Annotated in this window: 17 protein-coding genes and 1 pseudogene; 9 read left to right on the forward strand and 9 right to left on the reverse strand. The window is 61.1% G+C overall.

Annotated features, from left to right (window positions below; all coding sequences use genetic code 11):
* Positions 1–21: 21 nt before the first annotated feature.
* The 3 genes from FJ548_RS24405 to FJ548_RS24420 are packed head-to-tail and all read left to right on the forward strand — an operon-like array spanning position 22 to position 5390.
* Positions 22–1821, forward strand: a complete 1800-nt coding sequence (locus tag FJ548_RS24405; protein WP_140779174.1) for a type I secretion system permease/ATPase — start codon at positions 22–24, stop codon at positions 1819–1821.
* On the forward strand, positions 1799–4075 hold the full coding sequence (locus FJ548_RS30775) for a cadherin-like domain-containing protein (protein ID WP_181168892.1): 2277 nt from the start codon (positions 1799–1801) through the stop codon (positions 4073–4075). Before FJ548_RS24405 ends, FJ548_RS30775 begins: the two co-directional genes overlap by 23 nt.
* Before the next feature lie 16 nt (positions 4076–4091).
* Positions 4092–5390, forward strand: coding sequence for an HlyD family type I secretion periplasmic adaptor subunit (locus tag FJ548_RS24420; RefSeq protein WP_140779177.1), 1299 nt, complete (start codon positions 4092–4094; stop codon positions 5388–5390).
* Between the two features lie 284 nt (positions 5391–5674).
* On the opposite strand, the gene FJ548_RS24425 is transcribed toward FJ548_RS24420, so the two are convergent.
* The 3 genes and pseudogenes from FJ548_RS24425 to FJ548_RS24435 all read right to left on the reverse strand — a co-directional run bounded on the left by FJ548_RS24425 (position 5675) and on the right by FJ548_RS24435 (position 7889).
* Positions 5675–6091 carry a hypothetical protein gene (locus FJ548_RS24425; protein ID WP_140611923.1) on the reverse strand — a complete coding sequence of 139 codons (417 nt, stop codon included), beginning with the start codon at positions 6089–6091 and terminating at the stop codon, positions 5675–5677.
* 285 nt (positions 6092–6376) lie between these two features.
* Positions 6377–6493 (reverse strand): annotated as a pseudogene (locus tag FJ548_RS24430) (leucine zipper domain-containing protein); the annotation flags it as partial.
* Between the two features lie 121 nt (positions 6494–6614).
* A complete protein-coding gene (locus FJ548_RS24435; RefSeq protein ID WP_140779178.1) occupies positions 6615–7889 on the reverse strand; it encodes a YcaO-like family protein in 1275 nt (424 codons plus the stop codon).
* Between the two features lie 107 nt (positions 7890–7996).
* Here FJ548_RS24435 and FJ548_RS24440 point away from each other — a divergent pair, with 107 nt between their 5' ends.
* Complete coding sequence (locus tag FJ548_RS24440) at positions 7997–9748, forward strand: tetratricopeptide repeat protein (protein WP_140779179.1); 1752 nt, start codon at positions 7997–7999, stop codon at positions 9746–9748.
* A 12-nt stretch (positions 9749–9760) separates the two neighbouring features.
* On the opposite strand, the gene FJ548_RS24445 is transcribed toward FJ548_RS24440, so the two are convergent.
* On the reverse strand, positions 9761–10342 hold the full coding sequence (locus tag FJ548_RS24445; RefSeq protein WP_140761607.1) for a hypothetical protein: 582 nt from the start codon (positions 10340–10342) through the stop codon (positions 9761–9763).
* Positions 10343–10504: 162 nt separating this feature from the next.
* Here FJ548_RS24445 and FJ548_RS24450 point away from each other — a divergent pair, with 162 nt between their 5' ends.
* The 3 genes from FJ548_RS24450 (at position 10505) to FJ548_RS24460 (ending at position 15317) form a co-directional block, all read left to right on the forward strand.
* Complete coding sequence (locus FJ548_RS24450; RefSeq protein WP_140761609.1) at positions 10505–11857, forward strand: S8/S53 family peptidase; 1353 nt, start codon at positions 10505–10507, stop codon at positions 11855–11857.
* Complete coding sequence (locus FJ548_RS24455; RefSeq protein ID WP_140779180.1) at positions 11848–12966, forward strand: DUF1501 domain-containing protein; 1119 nt, start codon at positions 11848–11850, stop codon at positions 12964–12966. The genes FJ548_RS24450 and FJ548_RS24455 overlap by 10 nt, the downstream gene beginning before the upstream one ends.
* 317 nt (positions 12967–13283) lie before the next feature.
* Positions 13284–15317, forward strand: a complete 2034-nt coding sequence (locus FJ548_RS24460; RefSeq protein WP_140779181.1) for an HWE histidine kinase domain-containing protein — start codon at positions 13284–13286, stop codon at positions 15315–15317.
* A 98-nt stretch (positions 15318–15415) separates the two neighbouring features.
* Here the strand turns inward: FJ548_RS24460 and FJ548_RS24465 are convergent, their stop codons facing one another.
* A complete protein-coding gene (locus FJ548_RS24465; protein WP_140761614.1) occupies positions 15416–16261 on the reverse strand; it encodes an SDR family NAD(P)-dependent oxidoreductase in 846 nt (281 codons plus the stop codon).
* Positions 16262–16583: 322 nt separating this feature from the next.
* Positions 16584–17261 (reverse strand): SDR family NAD(P)-dependent oxidoreductase, encoded by a 678-nt coding sequence (locus FJ548_RS24470; protein ID WP_246678753.1) that lies wholly within the window; start codon positions 17259–17261, stop codon positions 16584–16586.
* Positions 17262–17520: 259 nt separating this feature from the next.
* On the opposite strand from FJ548_RS24470, the gene FJ548_RS24475 reads away from it, so the two are divergent.
* Both FJ548_RS24475 and FJ548_RS24480 read left to right on the forward strand, forming a co-directional pair.
* Complete coding sequence (locus FJ548_RS24475) at positions 17521–17994, forward strand: hypothetical protein (RefSeq protein ID WP_140611905.1); 474 nt, start codon at positions 17521–17523, stop codon at positions 17992–17994.
* An 84-nt stretch (positions 17995–18078) separates the two neighbouring features.
* Positions 18079–20157, forward strand: coding sequence for a sigma-54-dependent Fis family transcriptional regulator (locus FJ548_RS24480; RefSeq protein ID WP_140779182.1), 2079 nt, complete (start codon positions 18079–18081; stop codon positions 20155–20157).
* A 104-nt stretch (positions 20158–20261) separates the two neighbouring features.
* Here FJ548_RS24480 and FJ548_RS24485 read toward each other — a convergent pair whose 3' ends face one another.
* The 3 genes from FJ548_RS24485 to FJ548_RS24495 all read right to left on the reverse strand — a co-directional run bounded on the left by FJ548_RS24485 (position 20262) and on the right by FJ548_RS24495 (position 23849).
* The gene (locus tag FJ548_RS24485; protein ID WP_140693297.1) at positions 20262–21305 is read right to left on the reverse strand and encodes an NAD(P)-dependent alcohol dehydrogenase; all 1044 of its coding nucleotides are present in this window, start codon (positions 21303–21305) and stop codon (positions 20262–20264) included.
* Between the two features lie 37 nt (positions 21306–21342).
* Entirely contained in the window at positions 21343–22974 is a 1632-nt protein-coding gene (locus FJ548_RS24490) for a molecular chaperone GroEL (protein ID WP_140693300.1), read from the reverse strand.
* A gap of 77 nt (positions 22975–23051) precedes the next feature.
* A complete protein-coding gene (locus FJ548_RS24495) occupies positions 23052–23849 on the reverse strand; it encodes an iron-sulfur cluster assembly protein (protein WP_140779183.1) in 798 nt (265 codons plus the stop codon).
* Positions 23850–23851: the final 2 nt, after the last annotated feature.

Consider the following 23851-nt stretch of genomic DNA (forward strand, 5'->3'; position numbering starts at 1 on the left):
ATATGGTTGAGGTGGGCTTTCATGAGTACCCAAAAGAAACGCACCCGTTCTGCTCCCGATGTGTCGCAATACATCGGCAATTATCGCGGGCTTGCAGTCTTTCTGCTCTGCCTTTCCGGTGTCATCAACCTTCTGGCGTTGACCGGCTCTTTCTACATGCTGCAGATCTACGATCGGGCCTTGCCCAGCGGCAGCGTGCCCACGCTGGTAGCCTTCTCGGTGCTGGCCATCGGACTCTACCTCTTCCAGGGCCTGTTCGACGTGTTGCGGTCCCAGATTCTCGTCCGCTATGGTGCGCGCCTCGACGCCAGGCTGGCCCCGCTGGCCCATCAGGTGGTTATCGAGATGCCGCGCTACGGCTATTCCACGTCGGAAGCACTCGAGCGGGGCCGGGACGTGGATACCGTGCGCGGCTTCATATCCAGCCAGGCCCCTATCGCCCTGTTCGACCTGCCCTGGATGCCGCTCTTCCTGGGCTTCGTCTATCTCCTCCACCCCATGCTCGGATTGCTGACACTCGCGGGCGCCATAGTCCTCATCGCCCTGACCGTCGTTACCGAAGTGATGACGAGAAATGTCGTCAAGGATACGCACCGCGCCGCCATCACGCGTTCGAACATCGCCGACGCACATGCGCGCAATGCCGATATTCTCAAGGCAATGGGCTTCGGCTCGCGTGCCGTGTCGCGCTTTTCAGCCGCCAATGACAAACATCTCCATTTGCAAACCAAGACCAGCGATGTGACGGGGTCCTTCAGCGGCCTGGCAAAAGTGCTGCGCATGATGCTGCAATCGGCGCTTCTGGGCCTTGGCGCCTATCTCACCATGAAAGGAGAACTCTCATCGGGTTCCATCATTGCGTGTTCGGTCGCTTCGGCGCGCGCCCTCGCTCCCATCGACATGGCGATCGGCAACTGGAAAGGTTTCGTCGCTGCACGCCGAAGCTTTGGCCGGCTCAAGGAAACCCTGGCGGCTATGGATGATGAGGCCCGGATTATCGATCTTCCGGCGCCTTGCCAAACGCTGAAAGTGGAAAAAGCAACCGTCGTTGCGCCCCATACCGGCGCGGTTCTTCTGAGCGAGGTTTTTTTCGAACTCAAGGCCGGCGATGCGCTGGGACTGATCGGCCCAAGCGGCGGCGGCAAGACATCGCTGGCCAAAAGCATTGTCGGTGTCTGGCCGCTGCTGCGCGGCTCGATCAGGCTCGACGATGCTGATCTCGATCAGTGGCACAGCGATAAACTTGGTGCCCATATCGGATATCTGCCTCAGGATGTGTCTCTGCTGGAGGGGACGATCGCCGAGAACATCTCGCGCTTCGATCCGCAAGCCGACGCACGCGGGATCGTTGCCGCCGCGCGCGCCGCCGGTGTCCATCAAATGATCGTCAGGCTCAGCCAGGGATACCAGACCGAACTTGGGCCAAACGGCACCTCCCTGGCGGCCGGCCAGCGCCAGCGCATCGGCCTTGCTCGCGCTCTTTACGGCGACCCTTTCCTTGTCGTGCTGGACGAGCCGAATTCCAACCTCGACGCCGAAGGCGAGGCCGCCTTGACGGAGGCGCTCAAGGGCGTTCGTCAGCGTGGTGGCATCGCCATTGTGATTGCCCATCGCCCGAGTGCCCTGGCAGCGGTCGATCTCGTCGGGCTGATACAGAACGGCAAGCTGGTTGCGATAGGCCCGAAGGATGAGCTGATCCGCGAACCGGCGCGCGTCGCCACGGTGCCTGCCTCAGCTGGCAAGACGCGCGCCGCTCCAACGCCTAGCTCTGGCGGCAAGGTGCGCGCCGCGGCGGCCGTTGCGGCCGCGCAAAAGGATTGATGAGCGAAAAATGGACGATCGGCTCGCACTTGGACTGCCCAACCACGAGGAGCTCGACGCTCCGAAGAACCGTTTTAAGTTGCGTGATGCACGCTCGCGCGTCAATTCGGTCTCCGCCTTTCCATTCCTGATCGGTGCATTCGCGGCACTCCTGAAAAAGATGTTCGAGACCGACCAGAACGTCCCCGACAAAAACCCGGGCGGACATGCCGACCAGCCCACCAAGGGCGACGATCACCCACCCAACGCCGAGGACGACCCGGTCGTGACGCAGATACAGAAGATCGGCGATGTCGCGGACTATCTGCGAAGTCTCGCCGAACCCATAGGCGTCAATGTTAGCGACCTCAATTTCGACGTCTGGCAGCCGCATCGGCCCTGGGGCGTGCAAGGGCTGCACCCGAACGTTCGCGCTGGCGTCGGCAACAGCATCCACGGTCCGGTCGGCCATGGCGCCCCGCCGCCACCCGTTGCCAGCAACGACAATGGTGGTGGGGGATCCTCACCTCCCGGTGGCGTTTTGCCGGGCCATGGCGGGAGCGAAACCGGCGGCGGGTCGGGCCCGGGCGGCAGCGGGGGACAAGGAAATCAGCCCGGCCAAACCGACCCCGGCCAGGGTTCGCCAGGACCGACCAAGTCAAATCGGCGGCCGGTCCTGACCGGTCCGGTCTTTCTTTCCGACGGCATGATGAACCTGTCGGTCATCATCACCATGGGCGAACTGCTGAATGGCGCCAGCGACCCGGATGGGGACAATTTGATCGTGCGCTCGCTGGAGGCCGATAGTGGTGAACTTCGCCGCATCGGACTGGAACGATGGCTCTATACGCCCGAGCACGACCAGATTGGAGCCGTCACGTTCCATTATCAAATCAGCGACGGCGTCGAGACCATCCAGCAGAGCGCTCACCTCGAAGTCACGGAGCCCGCCGGTGAATCCACGGCCGGCACCGAGGGTGACGATGTGCTGATAGGAACCCCTTACGATGATCTGATCGATGCCCGCGGCGGCAACGACGTCGTCTATGGGCGCGAAAGCAACGATACGATCCACGGCGGCGACGGCAACGACCGGCTCATCGGGGGCGACGGCAACGATGTCATCTGGGGCGGCCGCGGCAATGACGTCCTTTTTGGCGGTCATGGCGACGATTCCCTGTTCGGCGGCGAGGGCAACGACATTCTGTATGGCGATGCGGGCAACGATCTGCTTCTCGGCGGCGAGGGCCAGGACCAGATCCATGGTGGCGATGGCAACGATGTCGCCGACGGCGGCACGGGCAGTGACGTGCTGGAAGGTGAAGACGGCGCCGATACGCTGGACGGCGGCGATGGCAACGATGCTCTCGACGGCGGCGCTGGGGCCGACCTCCTGATTGGCGGCAGCGGTGACGATGCAATCGCCGGCGGCGACGGCGCGGACTCTTTGCTGGGCGGCGACGGCGCCGACTCGCTCCATGGTGATACGGGCGCCGATACGCTGGACGGCGGCGACGGCAACGATGTGCTCGACGGCGGGCAAGACGATGACACGCTCATTGGCGGCGCCGGTGACGACACCATGAGCGGCGGCGACGGCAATGATCATCTGAGCGATGGCGCAGGTCTCGACCACATTGACGGCGGCGCGGGCGATGACGTCATTGTTCTTTGCAACGACGTCCGGATCGATATCGTGGTTGGCGGCGCGGGCCAGGATACGCTCGATCTCTCCGCCAATGTCCACGACACCCTTGTGGACCTGCCGGACGGGCTCGTCTTCCTCGATGGCATCGAAGAGGCCCATATCTTTGAAATCGAGAGCATCGTGGGCGGCCATGGGCGAAACACGCTGGTGGCGAACGATGCCGTCAATGTCATGGTGGGCGGCGGCGGCAGTGACCTGTTCGTGTTCCAGTCGCTTCAATCCCTGGAAAACCAGGGCGGGCCGCGCGACCTGATAATGGATTTCCATGCCGGAGACCGCATCGATCTGTCGCGCATTTCCGAAGATCTCAATGACTTTGCAGGCCACAAACTGTTCTTTGCCGGCGCGGCCTCGGCGGCACCAGCCGATCTAGGGGCGGTGGTCTTCAAATTTCAAACGCTCGACATTGATCACGAGGTCACGCTCGTCTCCGGGAATCTCGACAGCGACCCGGACGATGAATTCTCATTGGCCCTGGACGGCCATCACGAACTGACGGCCCAGGACTTCATTCTTGAAGCAAAGCACGACGCCGCAATGCCTGGTCAGGCATTGGCGACCGCGTAGACGATAGGAGTAAAGCGTGGACAAGAATCTTGAGAAGAAGACGCGTCGGCCACATTACACCATTCGCTCCAGGGTGGCGGTCTCCGGCCTCCTGGCGTTGGGTTTGGTTCTGGGCTGCGGAGGTTGGGCGGCCAATGCAAACCTGTCGGGTGCGATCATCGCACAGGGTAAAGTCACCTCGAAAAAGCAGTTGAAGATGATTCAACACCGCGACGGCGGCATCATCGGCGCGATCGAAGTCGCCAACGGCGATGGGGTGAAAGTCGGTGACGTTTTGATCCGTCTCGACGAAACCCAGACCAGGGCGGAGCTGGGCGTGTTGAGTGGCCAGTTTCTGGAATTCCAGGGACGCTCCGCCCGCTTGCGCGCCGAGCGCGACGATCTGGACCAGATCACGTTCGATTTTGCAGCCGATGTCGATCCGCACGCCATCGTGGATGGCGAGCAGCGGCTGTTTGCCAATAACCGGGCCACGCGTGTGGCTCAGAAGGCGCAACTGGCATCGCAGATCGAACAGTACGAGGAACAGATCAGAGGCCTGGAAGCGCAGAAGACGTCCAGCAAAAGCGAACGTGCCCTCGTCGCTGAAGATCTGGGCCGCCTGGCGCCCTTGTTGCGCAAGGGGCTCATCGAAGGCGACAAGACACGCACGCTGGAACGGGACCTGATCAAGATCGACGGCCATATCGCCGAGGTCGAGTCCGACATAGCGCGGGCCAGGGGCCAGATCAGCGAGGTCAATCTCAAGATGATTGAACTCGACCAGCAGGTCAGGACTGATGCCCAGCGTGAATTGCGCGACGTCGAGGCCAAAGTCGCCGAGCTGGACGATCGTATCGTCGCCGCAAAGGATCGTCTCACGCGCATGGAGCTGCGGGCGCCGATTTCGGGAATCGTCAACGATCTCAAGGTTCACACGGTGGGCGGGGTGATTGCGCCCGGCGAAACCGTCATGTCAATCGTGCCTGGCGGTGACGAACTTGTCATCGAGGCTCGGGTCGCACCGACCGATATAGACCAGGTATCAACGGGCCAGGATGTGAGGCTGCGCTTCTCGTCATTCAACCAGCGCACCACACCCGAGATTGGCGGACGCGTCAACGTTGTTGGAGCGGCTGCTAGTGTCGACGCGCAGACCGGCCAGGCCTATTACCTTTCAACAATCGCGATCGTCGATGACAGTGGCCTCGAAGGCAAGCAACTGGTGCCAGGCATGCCGGTCGAGGTCTTCCTGCACACCAAGGAAAGATCTGCACTTTCCTACCTGGTCAAGCCATTCACCGATCAGATGAAGCGGGCCATGAACGAAGAATGATCGAATAGCGTTCCGTCGTCGTTGATTGCGGGGGGGCGACGGGGTGATCGGGGTGAGCATGCGCGCCCTGATAGCTGCCAACGCCTTTCCCCCCACCCGCCAGGCGTTGGCAGCTGCCTGTTTGCTTCCTTCCTCTGCTCTCGGCGGATGAGCCTGGAAATTCCGACAGGCCGACACCCGCCAGCCCGCGAGGCGCGTCATGGTGCCTGGCCACGACATGGTTCAGCCCCAAGGCGCAATTCAATGGCCGTCAAGGGTGCGGGCCGCTACCAACCTCGGCGGCGTCATTCCGATGCCTTGCGCCATTTGATTTCATTATCCAGAAGCCCCCTTATTTCCTCAGTCTCTTTTCGAGCGGCTTCCAGTCGTTGATACATTTTGTCGACCTTGCCCCGCTCACGATATAAGGCCGACGCCAACAATCCGAAGCCCAACATTACCAGGACGATCAACCCGCCTCTCAAAGGCTGCGTAGGGACGAGACCGCACAGTGCAACGGCATTCGCGCTGAAGCAGAGGGAAACGATCATGATGGCGATACTTCTTCCAAGCACCGCACAAAGAATCGACATCAGCAGTAGAACCAGGGCAAACGCCGGCGACAGGGCTACGCCGGTCATGATCGAACCGAGCCACCATGAGAGCACCGGGGGAACCGTTTGGTGGAACCAATCTTGCAAGGACCCAAGGGCCTCGGTCATGCGGCGGCCTTTTGCAATTGTCTTATAATGATTGGTAACCTGCCGTACCCGGCTTGAAAAGGCTTGTGAACATGAGGAGGCATGGGCCCGGCTCTATGCGTCGCAACGGTCGCAATGGATCCGTCTCTGAACTCTCCGAAGTTGCGCGCTATGCCATATTCCCTATTGCACAGGCCGGGAACTCGGATGGACTGCTCCAGGGAGCTAGCCAGCCTGCGCGGCCACGCCGCCTCCAGGTTTCGGAATTCTGACAAAGCCAAGCAGGAATAATGTCGCGCTATATCAGCGGTTCCGCGACGAACGATCCGCCATGCCGGCAGGTCCTTCCGACAGGAACCGCTCAACCCAGCGCACTACAACCTTCGCCATCACGCCATGGATCCGCGCCACATCGGCTTTGGAGGCGGCCTTCAACAACGGCCAGCGCACCATCTCCTCTCGACGCAACAGCGTCGAATGGGCTGAAGCGGCAGAGCAGTGTTCGGTCCCAATTTAGAACTTTGCGGCAGCCTTGGGTTCGACGCTAAAATGGGAAAGGGTCTCGGCATATGAGATTTGAGCTCGCAGGCCTGAGGCCAAGAGTGCCTGGAACAGAATAGAGCCTGCCCGGGCCAAACCTTGGTTTGGTCGAACGTAAGCCTGGAGCGAAAATGCGGACAAGGGACTGCTGCTCATCCTGCATCAAGATGACGGCGAATATCTCCAGGTTTCGCTCGTGGCAGAGTTTGACGCATGAGGCGTAATCAAGTGTCGATTCATCCGTGCAAGCTGGCCCGCTATTCCCACCCTGCAGATATGGATATAGCCCAAGATCTGTTTCTTGATGCCAGCGATAAAGTTGCCGCGCGCCGGGCGTAAAGCGGATCGTTCCTTGTTGCCGCGCCTGTTGTGAGAGCAGAGCGAGGTTCGCTTCGCATTGAGCAAGCTCGCCGACCGCCCTTATGGCAGCCTCTGACCACGATGCGCCTGCCGCAAACCCCATCGCCGGAAACCGGCCGGAACTGTCGCTGGAGATTGCCGCAACTGTTGGCACCGCCAAATCCAACGTAAGTCGTAGAAGCCGCAATTCGCGGCCTCGATGCCGAAGCCAATCCTCGTACGAAGATACGGTGTCGCTTGCCATCGACTTCGGATCGATTCGAGGCAAAACAAGCCGATTGTACCACCAGATAGAGGTCGCATCTCGCTCTATCAGCTCGAGAAGCGCGCTCATCGCAGCATCCTCAAGGCTGATGCCCAGCGCAAGTCCGTTCGAGTCGGCAGCCGGCAGAGATGAGTCCTCGCCGCAGGGATTATATCCGAGGAAACACAGTCTCGCGGGCACCCAAGCTTGCTCCGTACCGAGCTTGTCGTCACTCAGGATCCAGTCTTCAGGCGCGGATCTATCCCAGCGGGTCGGAACCATGTTGCGGAGTGCGGGTTGTCGGTTCCCGCCCTCTCTCCGGTCATATTGCTCTTCGCTGAAAAGAAGGATGCCGGGCGGCTCGACGACCCGCCCATAAATCGCATTGGCGCAAGACCGGAGAATTCGCCTCTCGGGAATGATCTGGGCGAAGTAGGTCTCGTCCGCCTCATAAAGGCAGCCCTGCAGCGCCTGCTCGGCTGTCGTGCCCCAACCAGACACGAAGTAAGTGCTCTCATCCCCATCTCGGGCGGCGCGAACGCGGCCGGCCGCCACAGTGAGAGGACAGCCGAGCAACGGGTCCGAGATTACCACCGGGCCATAAAGAAGACTCGACCCCACGCAGCCCTCGAATGTGCGGATCTTCGCATTGCGAGCGCTTCTGAACGGATTCACTCTGTCGCACGTCCGAAGCTCTCATGTGGCAGTTTACACGCTGCCATGCGCGATAGCATCCTGCAAATGTGCTAAAGTACGTTCGGACGTCCGACCCGAGGTATGGATTGACCCCAAAGCATGAATTGACCGCAAACAACGGCACCCTGAAGCGGCGCCTGACCGCGATCGTGGTCGCCGACGTGGTCGGCTATTCGCAACAGATGGCGGAAGACGAGGAAGGCACGTTTACCCGCGTCCGGGCGCTGATGCACGACGAGGTCCCAGGCTACCTTCATCGGCATGACGGCCGCGTTGTAAAGAACACCGGCGACGGTGTCGTAGCGGAGTTCCCCAGCGCCATCGAAGCGGTCCGGTGTGGCGTGGCTATTCAAGCCCATCTCGCAAACCCCGAGCGATCGTCGCCCGGTCTGTTGCTTCGAATGGGCATAAATTTCGGCGATATTATCGTCGACGGCGACGGAGACGTGTTCGGCGACGGTGTGAACGTGGCTGCACGCCTTGAACAGATCGCAGCACCCGGAGGCATTTGCCTTTCGGCAAAAGTGCATGAGGAGGTCCGCGGAGGGCTGCAATTGCCCTTCGAATATTGCGGCGAGTTTCAGCTCAAGAACATTCCCCGACCCGTGGCAGTCTACTCGCTTATTCACCGACCCGAAGGCCCCTCTCCGAGGATCGGCGCCGAGACTTCTGGCTCGAACACGCCATCGATCCTGGTCCGCCCATTTGTCAGCACCGGCGGCGTGGAACCCTATTTCAGCGAAGGATTCACAGAAGACGTCATCACCGAGCTGACGCGGTTCACGCAGCTCTCCGTCGCGTCATATCATACCTCGTTGCGGCTCAAGGATGTGGAACTGCCGAAGCTGGTCTCGGATATCGGGCTCGATTTCGAGCTTTCGGGGCGAATCCGGAGGATGGGGAAGCGTATCCGCCTTTCGTGCGAACTGGTTGACGCGACGTCCGGCGGTGACGTTTGGGCCGAGTATTATGACAGCGACGATCAGGACATATTCGATGTGCAGGACGAACTGGTCCGCAAGATCGTGGGCACGGTTATCGGGCGCCTCAAGGCAGCGGGTGCGGAGAAGGCGCGGCGCAAGCCGCCGGCCAACCTGGCGGCCTATGAGTGCGTGCTGCGCGGCAATGCCTTGCCGCTAGGCGACCTCGCGTCTGAAGCGGAAGCCAGGCAATGGTATCAGCGCGCCATCGACCTCGATCCGACCTATGGGCGCGCTTACGCCAAGCTGGCTCACTACAAGCAGCTGGAATGGTTTCGCGACATGGGATCTTCCGATGCCCTGCTCGACGAGGCGCATGCAATTGCCAAGAAGGCGGTGGCGCTCTCCGCCAACGATCCGGTTTGCCTCAACATTCTCGGCTGGGTGCTGCTGCACCTGCGAGACTTCGACGTCGCCGCGCAACTCTATGCACGGGCCCTCTCCCTCAATCCGAACGATCCCGAGCAGGTTTCTTATCTCGGCACCCTCTATACATTTGGCGGCGAACCGGATCGCGCCATGCAATGGTTCGAGCGGGCGCAGGTGCTCGATCCCCTCTATGAACCATCCTGGTATTGGCCGTTTCGCGGCATCGTCCACTTCATTGCGGGCCGGCCCGAGCCGGCATTGGTCGCTTTGAGCCGTTCGTCGACAATGCCGACATGGGTTAGCGCCTACATGGCCGCTTCGAGCTCGGCGCTTGGCCGGGACAGCGACGCGAAGTTGTATGCGGCTCGCGTGTTGGCGGGTACGCCCAGCTTTTCTTGCAGTCGATTCGTGGCCAAGGAGCCCTATCGCCTGGAGGAGGATCGGGCCACGCTGTTCAAGGCGCTGCTCGCCGCAGGGCTGCCGAACTGATATTGAAGTCTGCTATCGGCAGCCGAAAAGGACCGCGGACGCAAGCTCCTCATGATAGTGCCGACCCTGTGCGTTGTTGTGGTACGTCCCGAGGTAATCTATCAGGTCCTCGCGCGTGACAACGCCTTCCGGCAGGGCTGGCAGGACCACAGTCAGCTCCGTTGGGGCATCGCACGCCAGGTTCACTTTCGCGTCGACGATCTGCTCCAGCACAATCTTAAGTTCGTTGCGAAAAGTGGCGTCTTTCAAGTCTTTTACTTTCGACACCACGCCATTCACCAAACTTTTTCCTTCGTAATTGATATCGACACCATCAAGATCAACTACACGAAAGGTTTTACCCGAAGTTCCCGTGGTGATCGGTCCTACCCTCACACTTCGAACGCCGCCAGTCTTGTCTTCAGTGCGCAGAGCTATGACTTCATTGAGCATGAATGCGTTCGCCACGTTCACGGTTATACTCAAAGGACTGGTCGAACCTACTGCTGATATAGTCGCCGTGAACGCGGGCGGCAAAGCCTTCAGCCAGGCCCCCACGAGCGCCGCGCCAATCTCCTGAGCCTGTCGGCCCTGCTTGAGTTTCACCTTGGGCACAAGCATTACTCCCCGCGCTTGAGGCGTGCGAGAACAACCTAGGCTGCTTTTTCTTCGGCTGCAAGAAGAGCCTCAACGGTTTGCCTCCAATGCTTTGCCGTGGACAGACAGAGCTATTGGGAGCATGCTGCCCGTCAGTCGACCAGCAGACGGTAGGGATCCATGAGGCTCACCTGGCTTGTGACTTTTCTTGCCACCACCCTTTTCGCGGCCACGATCGCGCACGCGGACGAAGACCCGGACGGGCCACAAGTAACGCAACACACATTCATTGCGCCACTTGCGGACAAGAACAGATTTGGATCGGTTATCGCCAGTCTGAAAAAGATCAATCCGTCGGGGGACGCCCTGCAGGCTGTCGACATGCCGGACCTGGGATTTAGCCTGGTCACGGGAAGCTTTACTGACGAGGAAGCGAACAAGCTCCTGTCGGAAGGGTATCAGGAACCGGACTCATTTGAGGTAAGCCTGTTCGCGGATGGCGGTTGCGAAGGACGCAGTCCGCTAGCGGATGTGACGGGGGACAAGCTCGTGCCGCCGAGCGTTTGCAGAGTCGTCGGGTCGCCCAGTCCTGTGACCAACGGGTCCGCGGTCTGGATCATCGATAGCGGCGTCGACGAAGACATCGTCACAAAAGGGCTTCTTAACATTTCGGAACGGATCAACTGCACGGTCACTCCATGCAGCACGACCATGGGTGTGGCAGACACTCAAGGTCACGGCACGATGGTCGCAGGCATCGTTGGCGGAAAGCGTGTGTCAGGTACAACAAGTGGAAAATACCTTGGCATCGTTGGGATCAGCCCCGGGGTGCCGCTCAAGATTGTCAAGGCATTTAAGGATAACAAGTCGAAGATCGTCGGATCGCCGCTTGTCGCCCTGCAATATGTCAGTGACAATGCGTCCGCCGGCCAAATCCTGAACATCAGTTGGGGCGCGCAGTTCTTGGAGACCGCGAGGAAGGATGGCCAATTAGAACAGCTTGGTCTGATGGACAAGCTGCTGTTTGCGATCGCAAACAAGCAGGTCCGCATTGTGATCGCGGCGGGCAATGCGCCGGAAGACGACGAGGCGTCGTGGGTACAGTCCTTTTTCCCGGCGAATGCGTCGGAATATTTTTCTCCAAACCCGACGCAAGGCTTCATCCAAAGTGTCTCGGCATCCAAAAGCACTTATATCCCGACCGGTACCATCGTCATTGGTGCGTGCAGCACCGTTTCAAACGATTGGTGTGATCTGCTTTGGAATGGCGGCTCTTTTGGCGCGGCCATGTCCGAGCCCGGCGTTGACGTCCCGGTGCTTTGGCGGAGCACAAAAAAACACGAGCTAAGACAGAATATCTGTTCGGGGACATCCCTTGCCGCTCCAGTTCTGGCAGGACTGCTGGCTCGGAACCCTGCGAATTTGCTGGAGGTCCCGATCAAAAAGTATGTGATCCCAAATGCCGATCAGGTCGGATATTCGACGCCCGGAAAGTCGGACGTCACCGATCCGGATTATCCGAAATGCAATTGACGCGCCGCACGGCCCTCCAGGGTTTGGGTCTTGCCTCGCTGTTTGGCACGAGCGCAGGGTTTGCCTCGGCGGTTCTTGCTGGCGACAGCCACCCACGGCTGCTGGTCGTTCATCTTCGGGGCGGACTTGATGCGCTGGCCGCGCTGCCGCCCCATGGTGATCCGGATTTCCGGCGGGTGCGAGGCACGGCGAGAGAACTTGACACGTCCGACGACGCGTTCGGGGTGAAGCTTGATCCGCTGTTTGCGCTTCATCCGGCGCTGGAACCTCTTGCTCGGTTCTATTCGGCCGGCGAATTGCTGATCCTGCCCGCGACGGGCATCCCGGGTATCGGGAAATCGCATGACGCCGCGCAGAGGGTCCTGTTCGACGGCGATGTCGACGGCGGCGATTTTGGCTGGCCAGGAAGAGCCGCTTCGGTGCTGTCGCAGGGAAGGCAAACACTTTGGCGCGCAGCGCCGGCCGACCTCTCGAATGATGTGCTTTTCGATCTCGTGTTGGCCAATCCGGGACTTGACATCGCCCGCCTGTGGCTCGGTGCGGCGTCCGGTTCAGCCGGAGACACGGTACAGACGTTGCTTGCACAGCGCCATGCGCTGAGTGCTGCCAGCTTTGCCGCAGCGGCGACCTCCGCGGCGCAGGCGCTGTCCAGGCCGGACGGTCCGCGCGTGGCCCTGCTGCGGTTGGACGGCATCGATACCCACGTTGCTCAGGGAGAGCGTCTTTCGGCGACCCTTGAGACATTGGCGCGTGGTGTTGTCGCGTTCTCCGAAGCAGCAGCCGCGATCTGGCGTCAAACCGTTGTGCTCGGCGTTACGGAATTCGGGCGCTCTATCCACTTCAACGAACAAGGCGGCACCGACCATGGCAGTGCCAGCGTAGCGTTCTTGATGGGTGGTGCGATAGCCGGGGGGCGGATCGCGGGTCGCTGGCCCGGGTTGGCGCCAGATCAGCTCGACGAGGGGACCGATTTAGCGGTCACCACCGATATACGCTCGATCGTCAACGCTGTGTTGAAAGACCATCTTGGACTCTCAAGGCAGGCCATGGCGATGGTCGCTCCAAACGCATCGGGCCTTCAAGCAACCAAGGGGTTGTTTCAGATCTGATGCACCCCTGGCAAGAACGCGTAGCAGCGCCAACGTCCGCTTGTGACGCAAGGTGACAGTTGATCGGCAGGTCTTTTGCGACAGCCCCAACGCCAACGCCCTGCATCAGGGGCGAGACGTCGGGGCCCGAAAGGACGCGGTCTCGCCGCCACCGCCGATAGGCGCCTAATTCAAGCGCTTAGCGCGGAATTCCCTAGGCCCACGACGCACCGGCGCAATAGTCACACATCTGGGCCACTGGGTGACCGTATGCGAGTATCCACTTGCAGCTCCTATCGCCGCCTCTATTGTGCGAGGAAAATTCCGCAGGGGACTAGATGCGTCGCGTTTCCGCTCGATTGCACCTACTCGGTTTGATCGCCGCCGCTGTTTTTCCGGTCTGGCTTTTTGCGGCCTATCTCCTTGTCCAGTACGCCGTCCGTGAACAAGATCGCTTCAAGGAGGACGCGCTGCAGACAGCACGTCAGGTCGCTCTTGTTGTCGAAGGTGAACTGGTCAACCTTCAGACAGTGATAAAGGGGTTATCCAAATCAACGGCATTGGCCAACGGCGATCTGAAGGCTCTGCACAGAGAGGCACGCAGTCTAATTCAAGGCACGGATCGGATCATACTCCTCCGGGACCTCGACCGTGGTCAGTTGTTCAACACGCAAGCCGAGTATGAGAGCGGACTCCCTCCCGCTGTCCCATTGTCGCCTGCCGATCTCGACAAGCTCAAATCGCATTTGCCATTGGTCAGCGGAGTCTACGCCAGCCCTACGTCGAAAGAGTATCGAATTGCCGTCGCTATTCCAGTGCAAGGCCCGCACGGCGAAAGCTGGCTTCTTGCCCTTACTGTTCCGACCAGCGAGATTCGCGATGTCATGATACCTGCAGCACCCGCAGGCTGGACGATAGGTATCGGGGATCGCAGCGGCACCTATGTGGCACGCTCTCAGTTGCACGACGAAATGACCGGCAAGCCGGGGCTGCCGGAGTATCTTGAGAAGATCGTGGGAAGTTCCGGGACGTTCACATCGCGCAACTACCAGGGAACGACACTGCTTGCAGGCTACTACCGCTCAGGTCTCTCCGATTGGTTTTATACCGCCAATGTACCCCTGTCCGCAGTTCAGGCTCCGCTCTGGCGTTCTCTCGCCGCTATCTGCGCGATTGGCTTTTTGGCGATGCTATTGTCCTTTGCCCTCGCCTATGTCGTAGGCAAGCGCTTTGCCGGAGCTGCTCGTAATCTTGAGGTTCGCGCTGAGGCGATGGGTAAGGGTCAGCCGGTCACGCCAATGCCGACTTCAGTCTCGGAATTCGCGACCATCGCGGACGCTCTAACTGGGGCAGAGCGCGCCATCGCTGAAAGAACACACGAATTGGAAGCCGTACTCGAAACGGTCCCTGCCGCGGTGTGGTTCACCTATGACCCGCAGGCACTTCAGGTCATTCGCAACCGCTTTGCTGCAGAGCTGATGGGGCTGCCGACCGATACTCGAAGATCCTTCGGCGCTCCTGACATGGTCATCGACACCATCGCCCTCAAAGACGGCCACAAGGTTAGTCGAGCGGATCGGCCGCTTAGCCGGGCCATGCGTGGCGAGCAGACCGACAACGAGGAGTTCGCCTATATCCTACCCTCTGGCGTACAACGCTTCCTGCTCTCGAGTGCGCGCCCTATTCCCGGTTCCAGTGGCAACATCATAGGTGCGGTGCAAATCAGCCTGGACATAACCGATCGCAAGCGCGGCGAGGAACAGCGCAAGCTGCTTGTGAACGAGCTCAACCACCGCGTCAAAAACACTCTTGCTGTGGTCCAGGCGATCGCCAGTCAAACCCTGCGAAACGCTACGAGCCTTCCCGAGGCCGGGCGCACTCTCGCGAGCCGACTCGTCTCTCTTTCGAAAGCGCACGAGATTCTGACCCACGAGAACTGGACGGGTGCCGACCTTAAGGACGTGATTACGGCCTCGGTCTCGCCGCACGCGGTTACAGGTCGGTTTCAGCTTACGGGTTCATCCGTATGGCTACCGCCCAACCTCGCCCTGTCGCTGGCGTTGGCTTTTCATGAACTCACCACCAATGCCATCAAGTATGGCGCCCTCTCGGTGGCCGACGGAACAATCAAAATTGGCTGGGTCGCGATCGATACGGCCGGAGCTCGACGTCTTAGGGTCGAATGGCGCGAGCAGGGAGGTCCGCCCGTAAAACCGGCGGAGCGCAAGGGATTCGGCACCAGGATGCTGGAGCGGATTTTCGAGTCCGAATCCGCTGGCACCGTTTCGCTTTCATTTGAGCAGTCAGGCTTAGTTTGCCTCTTCGAAATAGACCTGCCAGCAGGCCAAGTGATCGCACCTGGCTCCCAGTGAAAACTTCGCTGCCAACGCCGAATGATCTGAACTGCCGTGCTAGGGTTCTAACTCAGCCATCCTTCGCACCCGCACCGGCGATGAGCGCCTTGATTGTGTCACTTTGGTTCCTGCTGGGTGGACCTATCGGCCAACGTTCCCGAAAACAGCGCGGGGCCGCGCGTCTTGAGCAGCGACAAGGACGTGTAATCAAGGATCGACAACCCGCCATCGACCACAAGCGTCTGACCGGTGATGAAGGATGCTTCCTCGCTTGCGAGGAAGGCCACCGCTGCGGCAATCTCGTTGGGTGTACCCATGCGGTTGAAGACACCCGGCGGGACTTCCCATTCGCCCGAGGAGTTCGTGCTCGATGCAGGTTCTTTTTCATCGAGCTCTGTGGCGATCCAGCCGGGGCTGACACAATTTGCCCGGATTCCGAATGGCGCGCCTTCGACCGCCAGCGAGCGTGTGAGCGCCTCCACCCCCGCCTTCGCAACGCCGTACAATCCCCAGTTTCCGTGCAGTGTGGCCGTCGACGAGATGTTTACGATCGACCCACCGCCGCAGTCGCGCATCACCGGAAGCGCATAGGAGGAGACGAAATAGGTCGAATCGAGATTGGGGCCGCGCAACTTCGACCAGCGCTGGCCCGGCGATTCATTGGCTTCGATGCCTGACCGGCGAGAGCCGACCCCCGCATTGTTGACGACGACGTCCAGACTGCCCCATTGAGCAACCGTCCTCACCAGCGCCTCGACCGCCGTTTCGCTTGCAAGATCACACTGGAAAAAAGTGGCTCTTCCCCCTGCGGCAACAATTTCCGCCTCCACTTCCGAGCCCTTGGCAATGTCGCGACCGACAAGAGCAAGTCTGGCGCCTTCCTTGGCGAAGTACCGCGCTATTCCACGTCCAATTCCCGAATTGCCTCCAGTGACGATTACGACCTTGTCTTCAAAACGCATCTCACCCGCTCTCTAAATCTCACCCGCTCTCCAAATAGTACCATTACTCCAGTATCTGGCAGCGATGAAATTTCGCTGCCAACGCCGATGATCTGAACCGCTGAGCTACGCTTCTAATTAGCTGCTTCAGAGCCCTCACCTGCTCCAAAGCGACTTTGACGAGTTTGGCGCCAGCTGCCCCGCGGTCTCGCCGCGAGCATTTTCTGCATTGCCGGCGCCACGATACCCTGCTGACTTCAGCGAGGCGCTTGAACGGGTGGGGACTTCAATGGTCCCACGCTCGGCAAAGAAGGCGCAGCTGCCGTGCCGCTGAAGCTGATCGTCAGTGATAGTAGATGCCGCCGTCGACGTTGAGCGCCTGCCCCGTGACGAATGCCGATAGGTCCGAGGCGAAGAAAAGCACCGGGCCAACGACATCCTCCGGCGCGCCAAGGCGCTTGAGTGCCGCGACATCTTCCCAATGGCGGATCGCCGCTTCGCTGCCCAGATTGTTCTTGCCCATCTCGGTCAGGATGATGCCGGGACAGATTGCGTTGACGGTGACGCCGTCCATGCCGACCTCCTGCGCCAGCACCCTGGTCAGCGTGATCACGACCGCCTTCGTCGCGGCATAATGGCCCTGTGTGGGCACGCCCTGCCGGCCTGCGATCGAGGCGATGTTGACCACCCTTCCCGATTTTTTGGCGCGCATGTGCGGCAACACCGCCTGGCACATCATCAGCACGCCCTTGGCATTGACGTCGAAATGCGCGTCCCAGTTGGCCTCGTCGAGATCCTGCAGCAAACTGGGTTTCAGAATGCCGGCATTGTTGACCAGCACGTCGATGCTGCCCGCGGCCTTGAGCAGCGCCTGCGCGGTCGCTTCGATGTCCTTCTTCTTGCTGACGTCCATCGTGTAGACATAGGCCTTGCGGCCGGCCGCCTCGATCTCGCCCTTCGTGATCGCGAGCTCAGCCGCCTGCGAGGGTTCCTCAACGGCTTCCTGATGATTGTATGGCAAACAGGCGGCACTCGCAGTTTGGTCTTCTCTAGCCAATGTGCGCATGAATATTCGATAGTCGAACGCAGCATCGCGTTGTGATCCAGTTTGATCTGCGCGGCTTGGGGGCGGGACTGTAGCAGCCACCTGCTACCAACCAGCCGAATTTCGTTGCTATCTAATGTGTGAATGGCGAAGCTGGCTGCGTCAGTGTAGGGTTCGCTGTAAGGAAGAAGAATTCGCCGCGTCCACGGCACTGCCGACGAATCTGGGAGGATTCATGGTCGAGATCATCTCAAAGCGGGACGGCCCGCGACGCGAGGATGTTCAGGTCAAGCGGCTGATCGAGCAGAACCGCTCGACCATCGTTCGCCTCGCCGACCAGATCAGCGGTGGTGGTTATTCGGCGTCCAGGCAGCCGCGCCAGCAACCCAAGGCGGAAGGCCTGATCATCCATGTCGGCGGCAGCACGACAACCGCGACTGACGCCAAGCCGTCCATCCAGGTGACGATGAATGGCCGGGTGATCTCAAAGGATCAGAATACCGGCCGCCAACTTCATCATATCGGCGATGTCCGCAACCGCAACGGAGACCAGACCTTCGTGCTGGCTACGAAGAAGAACGGCTTTTTCTCACCGGTCGACGACACTATCGCCGAGGCGCTTGCCGGGCTGGATGGATCGCGGCTGACGGCGGCTTACAGCGAAGAGCAGCTTGCTGCCGACATCGGGGCGAGACTAGGCATCGACTGAGGACTGATATCCGGCGTGGCTGTGCACGTCCGATCCGCGACAGCATACAGAAATGGCATACCTCAAAGGTACTGTGATGACTGAATGAAACACGCGAGCGGCCCCAATCCTATGAAACCCGGTGCTCTTCCGGCGCGTGCGTCGATCGCCACCGGGCAACTGGTTCTGGACAAGATCGACTATGATGAGCGCGCCACCATGCGTGCGTGGGAGAGTTTTCTTTCCGACGAGCCGACAAGCGCACGCGATCCGGTCCACGTTCGCTCGCTGATCCACGATTCCTGGTATCGCAGCGCCACCGGCGGCATCAATGCGCAAGGCATCGAAGCGCCGCTGAGCAGTGACCGTGACGAGATAGAATACCTGACCCGCGCCAACGCCGAGCTGCTTTCGGCAGCACGGCGATCGTTCGCGTCCCTTGGCCAGTTGCTGGAGGGGACGGGAGCGATGCTGGTGCTCGCCGACAGCGACGGCGTGCTGATCGACGCCATCGGCGACAAGAAGACCTTGCATGACGGCATGGACATTCATCTGGGCATCGGCGGCAAATGGAACGAGGACGCCGTCGGCACCAATGGCATCGGTACCGCGCTGTGGACCGGCGAACCGATCTTCGTCCATGCGGCCGAACATTTCTGCGCCGGCATCAAATCCTGGACCTGCGCCGGTGCGCCAATCCGCGATCCGCTGGACGGCAAGATCGTCGGCGTGGTCGACCTGTCCGGTTATTCGCCGATTTTTCGGCCGCACAACACAGCACTCGTCGCCGCCACCGCCAGGCAGATCGAAAAGGCGCTGGCCGAACAGCAGCAGGAGCAGCGCACGCGCTTGCTCGAGGCCTTCATCTCGTCGGCCCCCAGTTATCGCCGCAAGGATGGGCTGGTGATCGTCGATCATCGCGGCCGCGCGATCTTCTGCAACAACGTGCCCAACGGCGACACGACGGAGATGATGGACGGCCCGATGGAACCGGGCCGCGGCCGCTGGCTGATGAACCTGCCGGCCTCCGGCTCGGAGACCGATCTCGCCAATGCGCTGCCGGCGCATCTGCGATCCTGCCATGTCACGCCGCTGAAGCTCGACGGTGACCTTCGGGGCGCGGCGCTGGTTTTCCCTTCGGTGCCGGTCGTCTCCAGCGTGACCGTGATCGACCGACAGGCGAACAAGCAGCTGCAGACGGCGGCTGCGATGATTGTCGGCGAGAGCGAGAAGCTGCTTGCCGCCATCGATGTCGCCTCCCGCGTCGCAAGATCGAACGGCGTCACCTCGCTGCTGATAGAAGGCGAAACGGGTGTCGGAAAGGAGCTGTTCGCGCGGCTTGTCCATGCCGGCAGCCGGCGCTCGGAAAACGATCCGTTCATCGCCATGAATTGCGGGGCGATCACCAAGGAACTGTTCGGCAGCGAATTGTTCGGTCACGTGGCGGGCGCGTTTACCGGCGCTTCGCGCGACGGCAAGCCGGGCATCTTCGAACTCGCCAATGGCGGCGTGCTCAGCCTCGACGAGATCGGCGAGCTACCGCTCGAAATCCAGCCGTTCCTACTGCGTGTCCTGGAAGAGCGCGTGGTGCATCGCATCGGCGATTCGAAGGGCCGGCCGGTGGATGTGCGGCTGGTCGCCTCGACCAACCGCGACCTCAAGCAGGAAGTGGCTGCCGGGCGCTTCCGCAGCGACCTCTACTACCGCATCGGCGCGGTCTCCATCCACGTCCCGGCGTTGCGCGAGCGTGGCGAGGACGTCCTGCTTTTGATCGAGCACTTCAACAGGCAGATCGCAAAGCTGGCAGGCAATGATCCGCTGGAGTTTTCAAACGACGCGCTCGACGCGCTTCTGGCCTATCGCTGGCCGGGCAATGTGCGCGAACTGAAGAACCTGGTCGAGCGCCTGCATATTCTGGCGCGCGACAGTGCGATCGACCTGCAAGACCTTCCCGGGGAAATCGGCTCGGGCGATCGAAACAGCATGGCCAGGCTCGGGGACCATCCCACGGCCACGCTCGAAGCGCCGGTGTGCTCGTTTGAGGATGCGGAACGCCAGGCGATCAAGAACGCGCTTGCCGCGGAGGGCGGCAATCTCAGCAAGGTTGCGCTGCGGCTTGGGGTTTCCCGGCCGACGCTCTATCGCAAGCTCGGCCAGTACGGCATCCGGCGCGGGTTCCTCTGACACGCAGCAAAAAAGACCCCCACGGCATTCGCGCCATGGGGTTGGGGAATTGCAGCCGATGGATCGGACTGGCGACCGGCCTACGCCTGCATTCCGGCCGAGCGTCAGGGAACGATGACGCCGCGGCCGGTGAACCGCCGGTTCTTGAAATCGTCGAGCGCGGTGTTGATGCTGGCAAGATTGTACTCGGTGTAGTGCATCTTCACCTTGCCGTCGGCGTTGAGTTCCATCAGTTCGACCAGCTCGGTGAAATTGCCGACCAGGCTGCCGCCGATGTTGATCTCCTCGATGACCAGATGCGCGGTCGGCACGTTTATGTTGCCGCCATAGCCGACGACGAACAGTTGCCCGCCCTTGCGCACCATCTTCCAGCAGATGTTCTCGACGCCGAGTTCGCCGACGAAGTCGATGACCACATGGGCGCCGCCGCCGGTGATCTGGCTGACCTCCTCGACGACGTTTGGCCCGCCATCAAGGATGAAGTCGGCACCCAGATCCTTGGCCAGAACCCGCGCAGCCGGCTCGCGATCGACGGCGATGATCCGGCAACCCGAGATCGCGTGCAGCGATTGCAGCGCGATATGGCCGAGCCCGCCGATGCCGAGCAGCACGCAGTAGCTTCCTGGTCGCAGCAGTTTGGCGGCGCGCTTGGCGGCGCGGTAGGCGGTGATGCCGGCATCGGCCAGCGGCGCCACTTCGATCGGCGTGACATTGGCGTTCAGCTTGATCAGCGAACGTTCGCTGGTGATGAAATACTCGGCGAAGCCGCCATTCATGCCAAGGCCGGGAAATTGGCCGTTGTCGCAGTACATGTCCTCGCCATGGCGGCAATTGAGGCAGATGCCGCATGAGCGGAACGGATGGCAGATAACCGCATCGCCGCGCTTGACCGATTTTACACCGCTGCCGACCTCCTCGACCCATCCCGCATTTTCGTGACCCATGATGTAGGGCAAGAGCGTGCCCTCGGGATCCATGGTCGGCTTCCACACGCCTTCGATGATGTGCAGATCGGTGCGGCAGAGGCCGGCGGCACCCACCCGCACGATCACCTCGTCCGGCGCGGTGATCGTCGGCGCCTTGACCTCCTCGATCTTGAGCTGAACATTCACCTTCGGGTCGTATTCGTACAGCCTGGCAGCTTTCATCGTCTTGTCCTCTCAGCGTCGAGTTTGTCTGGAATGGTCAAGCGCGGCCGAGCTTTTCGGAACCGCCGCCCCGCGCAGGGCCTGCGGTCGGATCCTCATCCTCGGCAAGATCGCCGATCAGCGTTTCGGTGGTCAGGATCAGCGTCGCCACCGAAGCCGCATTGGCGAGCGCGGTGTAGGTGACGCGGACGGGATCGATAATCCCTGCCTCGAACATGTTCTGGTAGCTGCCGGCGGATGCGTTATAGCCGTAGCCGCCATTGATCCGCGTCACCTCGGCGACGACGGCTTCGGGATCGGCGCCGGCATTGGCGGCAATGCGCCACAGCGGCCGCGACAGAACCGAGCGCACCAGGCGCACGCCTTCGGCGGTATCGCCGTCCACCCCGGCCGCCACCTTGTCGAGCAGCGGCGCGATCTGGGCGAGTGCCGAGCCGCCGCCGGCGACCACGCCCTCTTCGGACGCGGCGCGCACCGCATTCAGCGAATCCTCGATGAGCTGAATGGTTCGCTTCTGCTCGACCGGCGTGACCCCACCGGCATAGAGGATTGCTGTGCCGCCGGAGAGCTTGGCCAGGCGTTCGCGCAGCTTGTCCTGGTCGATATTCGGCGGCGAAGCTTCGTACTGCCGCTGCACCTGGGCGCGGCGCGACACGATTGCGGCATGATCGCCGCCGCCGCGAATGATCGAGGTGTAGGACGAACTGGTTTTCACCCGGTCGGCCGTGCCGAGATCCTCGGCGGTGATGTCTTCCAGTCGGCCGCCGAGATCGCGCGCGATCACCTTGCCGCCGGTGATGATGGCCAGATCCTCCATCATCGCCTTGCGCCAATGGCCATATTCCGGCGGATGGACGACGAGGTATTTTCCCGGCCCTTGCTTGCCGAGCAGCGTCACCACCACTTCCGGCGACATCTCCTCGGATACGATCAGCAATGGCCGGCCATTCTCGTCGGCAATGCGGCGAACCGCATCGAGCTGTCCCGGCTCCTTGATCTTGAGGTCAGTCATTAGGATGTAGGGCCGTTCGAGAACCGCCTCCATCTTCTCCTGGTCGGTCACCATATGATGCGAGAGATAGCCGCGTTCGAAGGACATGCCCTCGACGACGTCGAGCGTGGTCTCGGTGGTGACGCTGAAATCGGTGGTGATGACGCCTTCGGCACCCACCCGCTGATGCGCCTCCGCCACCAGGGCGCCAAGTTTGGCGTTGGTCGCCGCAATGTTGGCGACCGACGCCAGGATGCCGTTGCCCTTGGCGGGTTTGGCGGAAGTCTTGAGCGCGGCCACCACCGCCGCCACGGCAAGGTCGATGCCCTTGCACAGATCGACGGATTTCACCCCGCGCTCGTTCGCTTCGACGCCGCCCTGGATCAGCGCATTGGCGAGCACGATGGCTGTCGTGGTGCCATCGCCGGCGACCTCGTTGGTCTGCATCGATACTTCGCGGACGACTTGCGCGCCCATGTTTTCGAAACGGTCGTGCAACTCGATCTCGGAGGCGATGCTGACACCGTCGCGGGTCACCATCGGCGTGCCGATCGGCCGGTCGATCATGGCATTCATGCCTTTAGGGCCGAGCGTCGGCTCGACGGCGGCGGCGAGCCGGAAGACGCCGCGGGCGAGAGCGCGGCGAGCTTCGGAATTATGAAGCATTATCTTGGGCATGGTTCCTCCTTCCGCCTTACGGGCGGGTTGTTGGTTAGGGGCCTCGTGCAAGGGAGGCCGTTGCTGTCGGCTCTGCTTCAGGCGGTTGGTGCAACTCGCACCGGCACGCGATCCATGATGAAATCGACCAACGTCGGTTCGCCGTCGACCACATCCAGTTCCTTGTATCTGGTCTGCTTGAGTCCCCGGCACAGCGCGCCGTTGAACTCCATGTTGATGCGCACACCGCGCAACTCGGCGAGGTAGGCTGTGAGGGCGGCAGGCGGTATGGGTTGCCCTTCCCAGGTCACGAAGGCGGGTTCGTCAGCCCTGCGGCCGGGAAAACGCTCAAGCAGGGCCGCCCGGTATCTCGGCTTCTGTTTGGCTGCCTCGCCCGGCTCGAAACGCGCGACGTCATATGCCGGCAGGCCCATGCCGAGGATTTCGCGATCGGTAAGACCATGCGCCTTGAGGCCGCGCAGAGGTGCCTCCTGTCGCCGCTTGAAGGCCTTCATCGCGAAGGTTTCGCGCAAGGCGCCGAGATCCTGATCCTCGGCAAGCACGGCGAAGATGTCGCCGAACGCCTTGCCGGCCTCCATACCGCGATTGATCTCTTCGGCGAACATGTGATCGTGCAGCTTGACGCGATAGCCCGGTGACCAGGAAAGCTGGTCGAGTGCCTTGCGCACACCGTCCAGCATCAGGAACGCGAAGTTGGGCGAGCACCAGTAGGTCGGCAGCCGAAAATCTATCTCCACGCTGCGATCGCCCTTCACCTCCGCTCGCTCGACGAAACCCATCTCGGTGATGGGTTCGTCGAGTTCCGGGTCGTTGACCTCACCCAGGCGCCGCCAGAGTTCCTTCTGGCAGTCGCCGGAAATGCTGGCGGTTGCCATGG

Origin of the sequence: Mesorhizobium sp. B2-4-17 (assembly GCF_006441275.1) — a bacterium.
Lineage (GTDB): Bacteria > Pseudomonadota > Alphaproteobacteria > Rhizobiales > Rhizobiaceae > Mesorhizobium.

Bases quoted from the DNA above. Each gene is read 5' to 3' on its own strand.
- FJ548_RS24480 (WP_140779182.1), top strand. From the start codon at position 18,079: ATGAAACACGCGAGCGGCCCCAATCCTATGAAACCCGGTGCTCTTCCG.
- FJ548_RS24460 (WP_140779181.1), top strand. From the start codon at position 13,284: ATGCGTCGCGTTTCCGCTCGATTGCACCTACTCGGTTTGATCGCCGCC.
- FJ548_RS24495 (WP_140779183.1), bottom strand. From the start codon at position 23,849: ATGGCAACCGCCAGCATTTCCGGCGACTGCCAGAAGGAACTCTGGCGG.
- FJ548_RS24455 (WP_140779180.1), top strand. From the start codon at position 11,848: ATGCAATTGACGCGCCGCACGGCCCTCCAGGGTTTGGGTCTTGCCTCG.
- FJ548_RS24405 (WP_140779174.1), top strand. From the start codon at position 22: ATGAGTACCCAAAAGAAACGCACCCGTTCTGCTCCCGATGTGTCGCAA.
- FJ548_RS24485 (WP_140693297.1), bottom strand. From the start codon at position 21,305: ATGAAAGCTGCCAGGCTGTACGAATACGACCCGAAGGTGAATGTTCAG.
- FJ548_RS24425 (WP_140611923.1), bottom strand. From the start codon at position 6,091: ATGACCGAGGCCCTTGGGTCCTTGCAAGATTGGTTCCACCAAACGGTT.
- FJ548_RS24490 (WP_140693300.1), bottom strand. From the start codon at position 22,974: ATGCCCAAGATAATGCTTCATAATTCCGAAGCTCGCCGCGCTCTCGCC.
- FJ548_RS24465 (WP_140761614.1), bottom strand. From the start codon at position 16,261: ATGCGTTTTGAAGACAAGGTCGTAATCGTCACTGGAGGCAATTCGGGA.
- FJ548_RS24475 (WP_140611905.1), top strand. From the start codon at position 17,521: ATGGTCGAGATCATCTCAAAGCGGGACGGCCCGCGACGCGAGGATGTT.
- FJ548_RS24450 (WP_140761609.1), top strand. From the start codon at position 10,505: ATGAGGCTCACCTGGCTTGTGACTTTTCTTGCCACCACCCTTTTCGCG.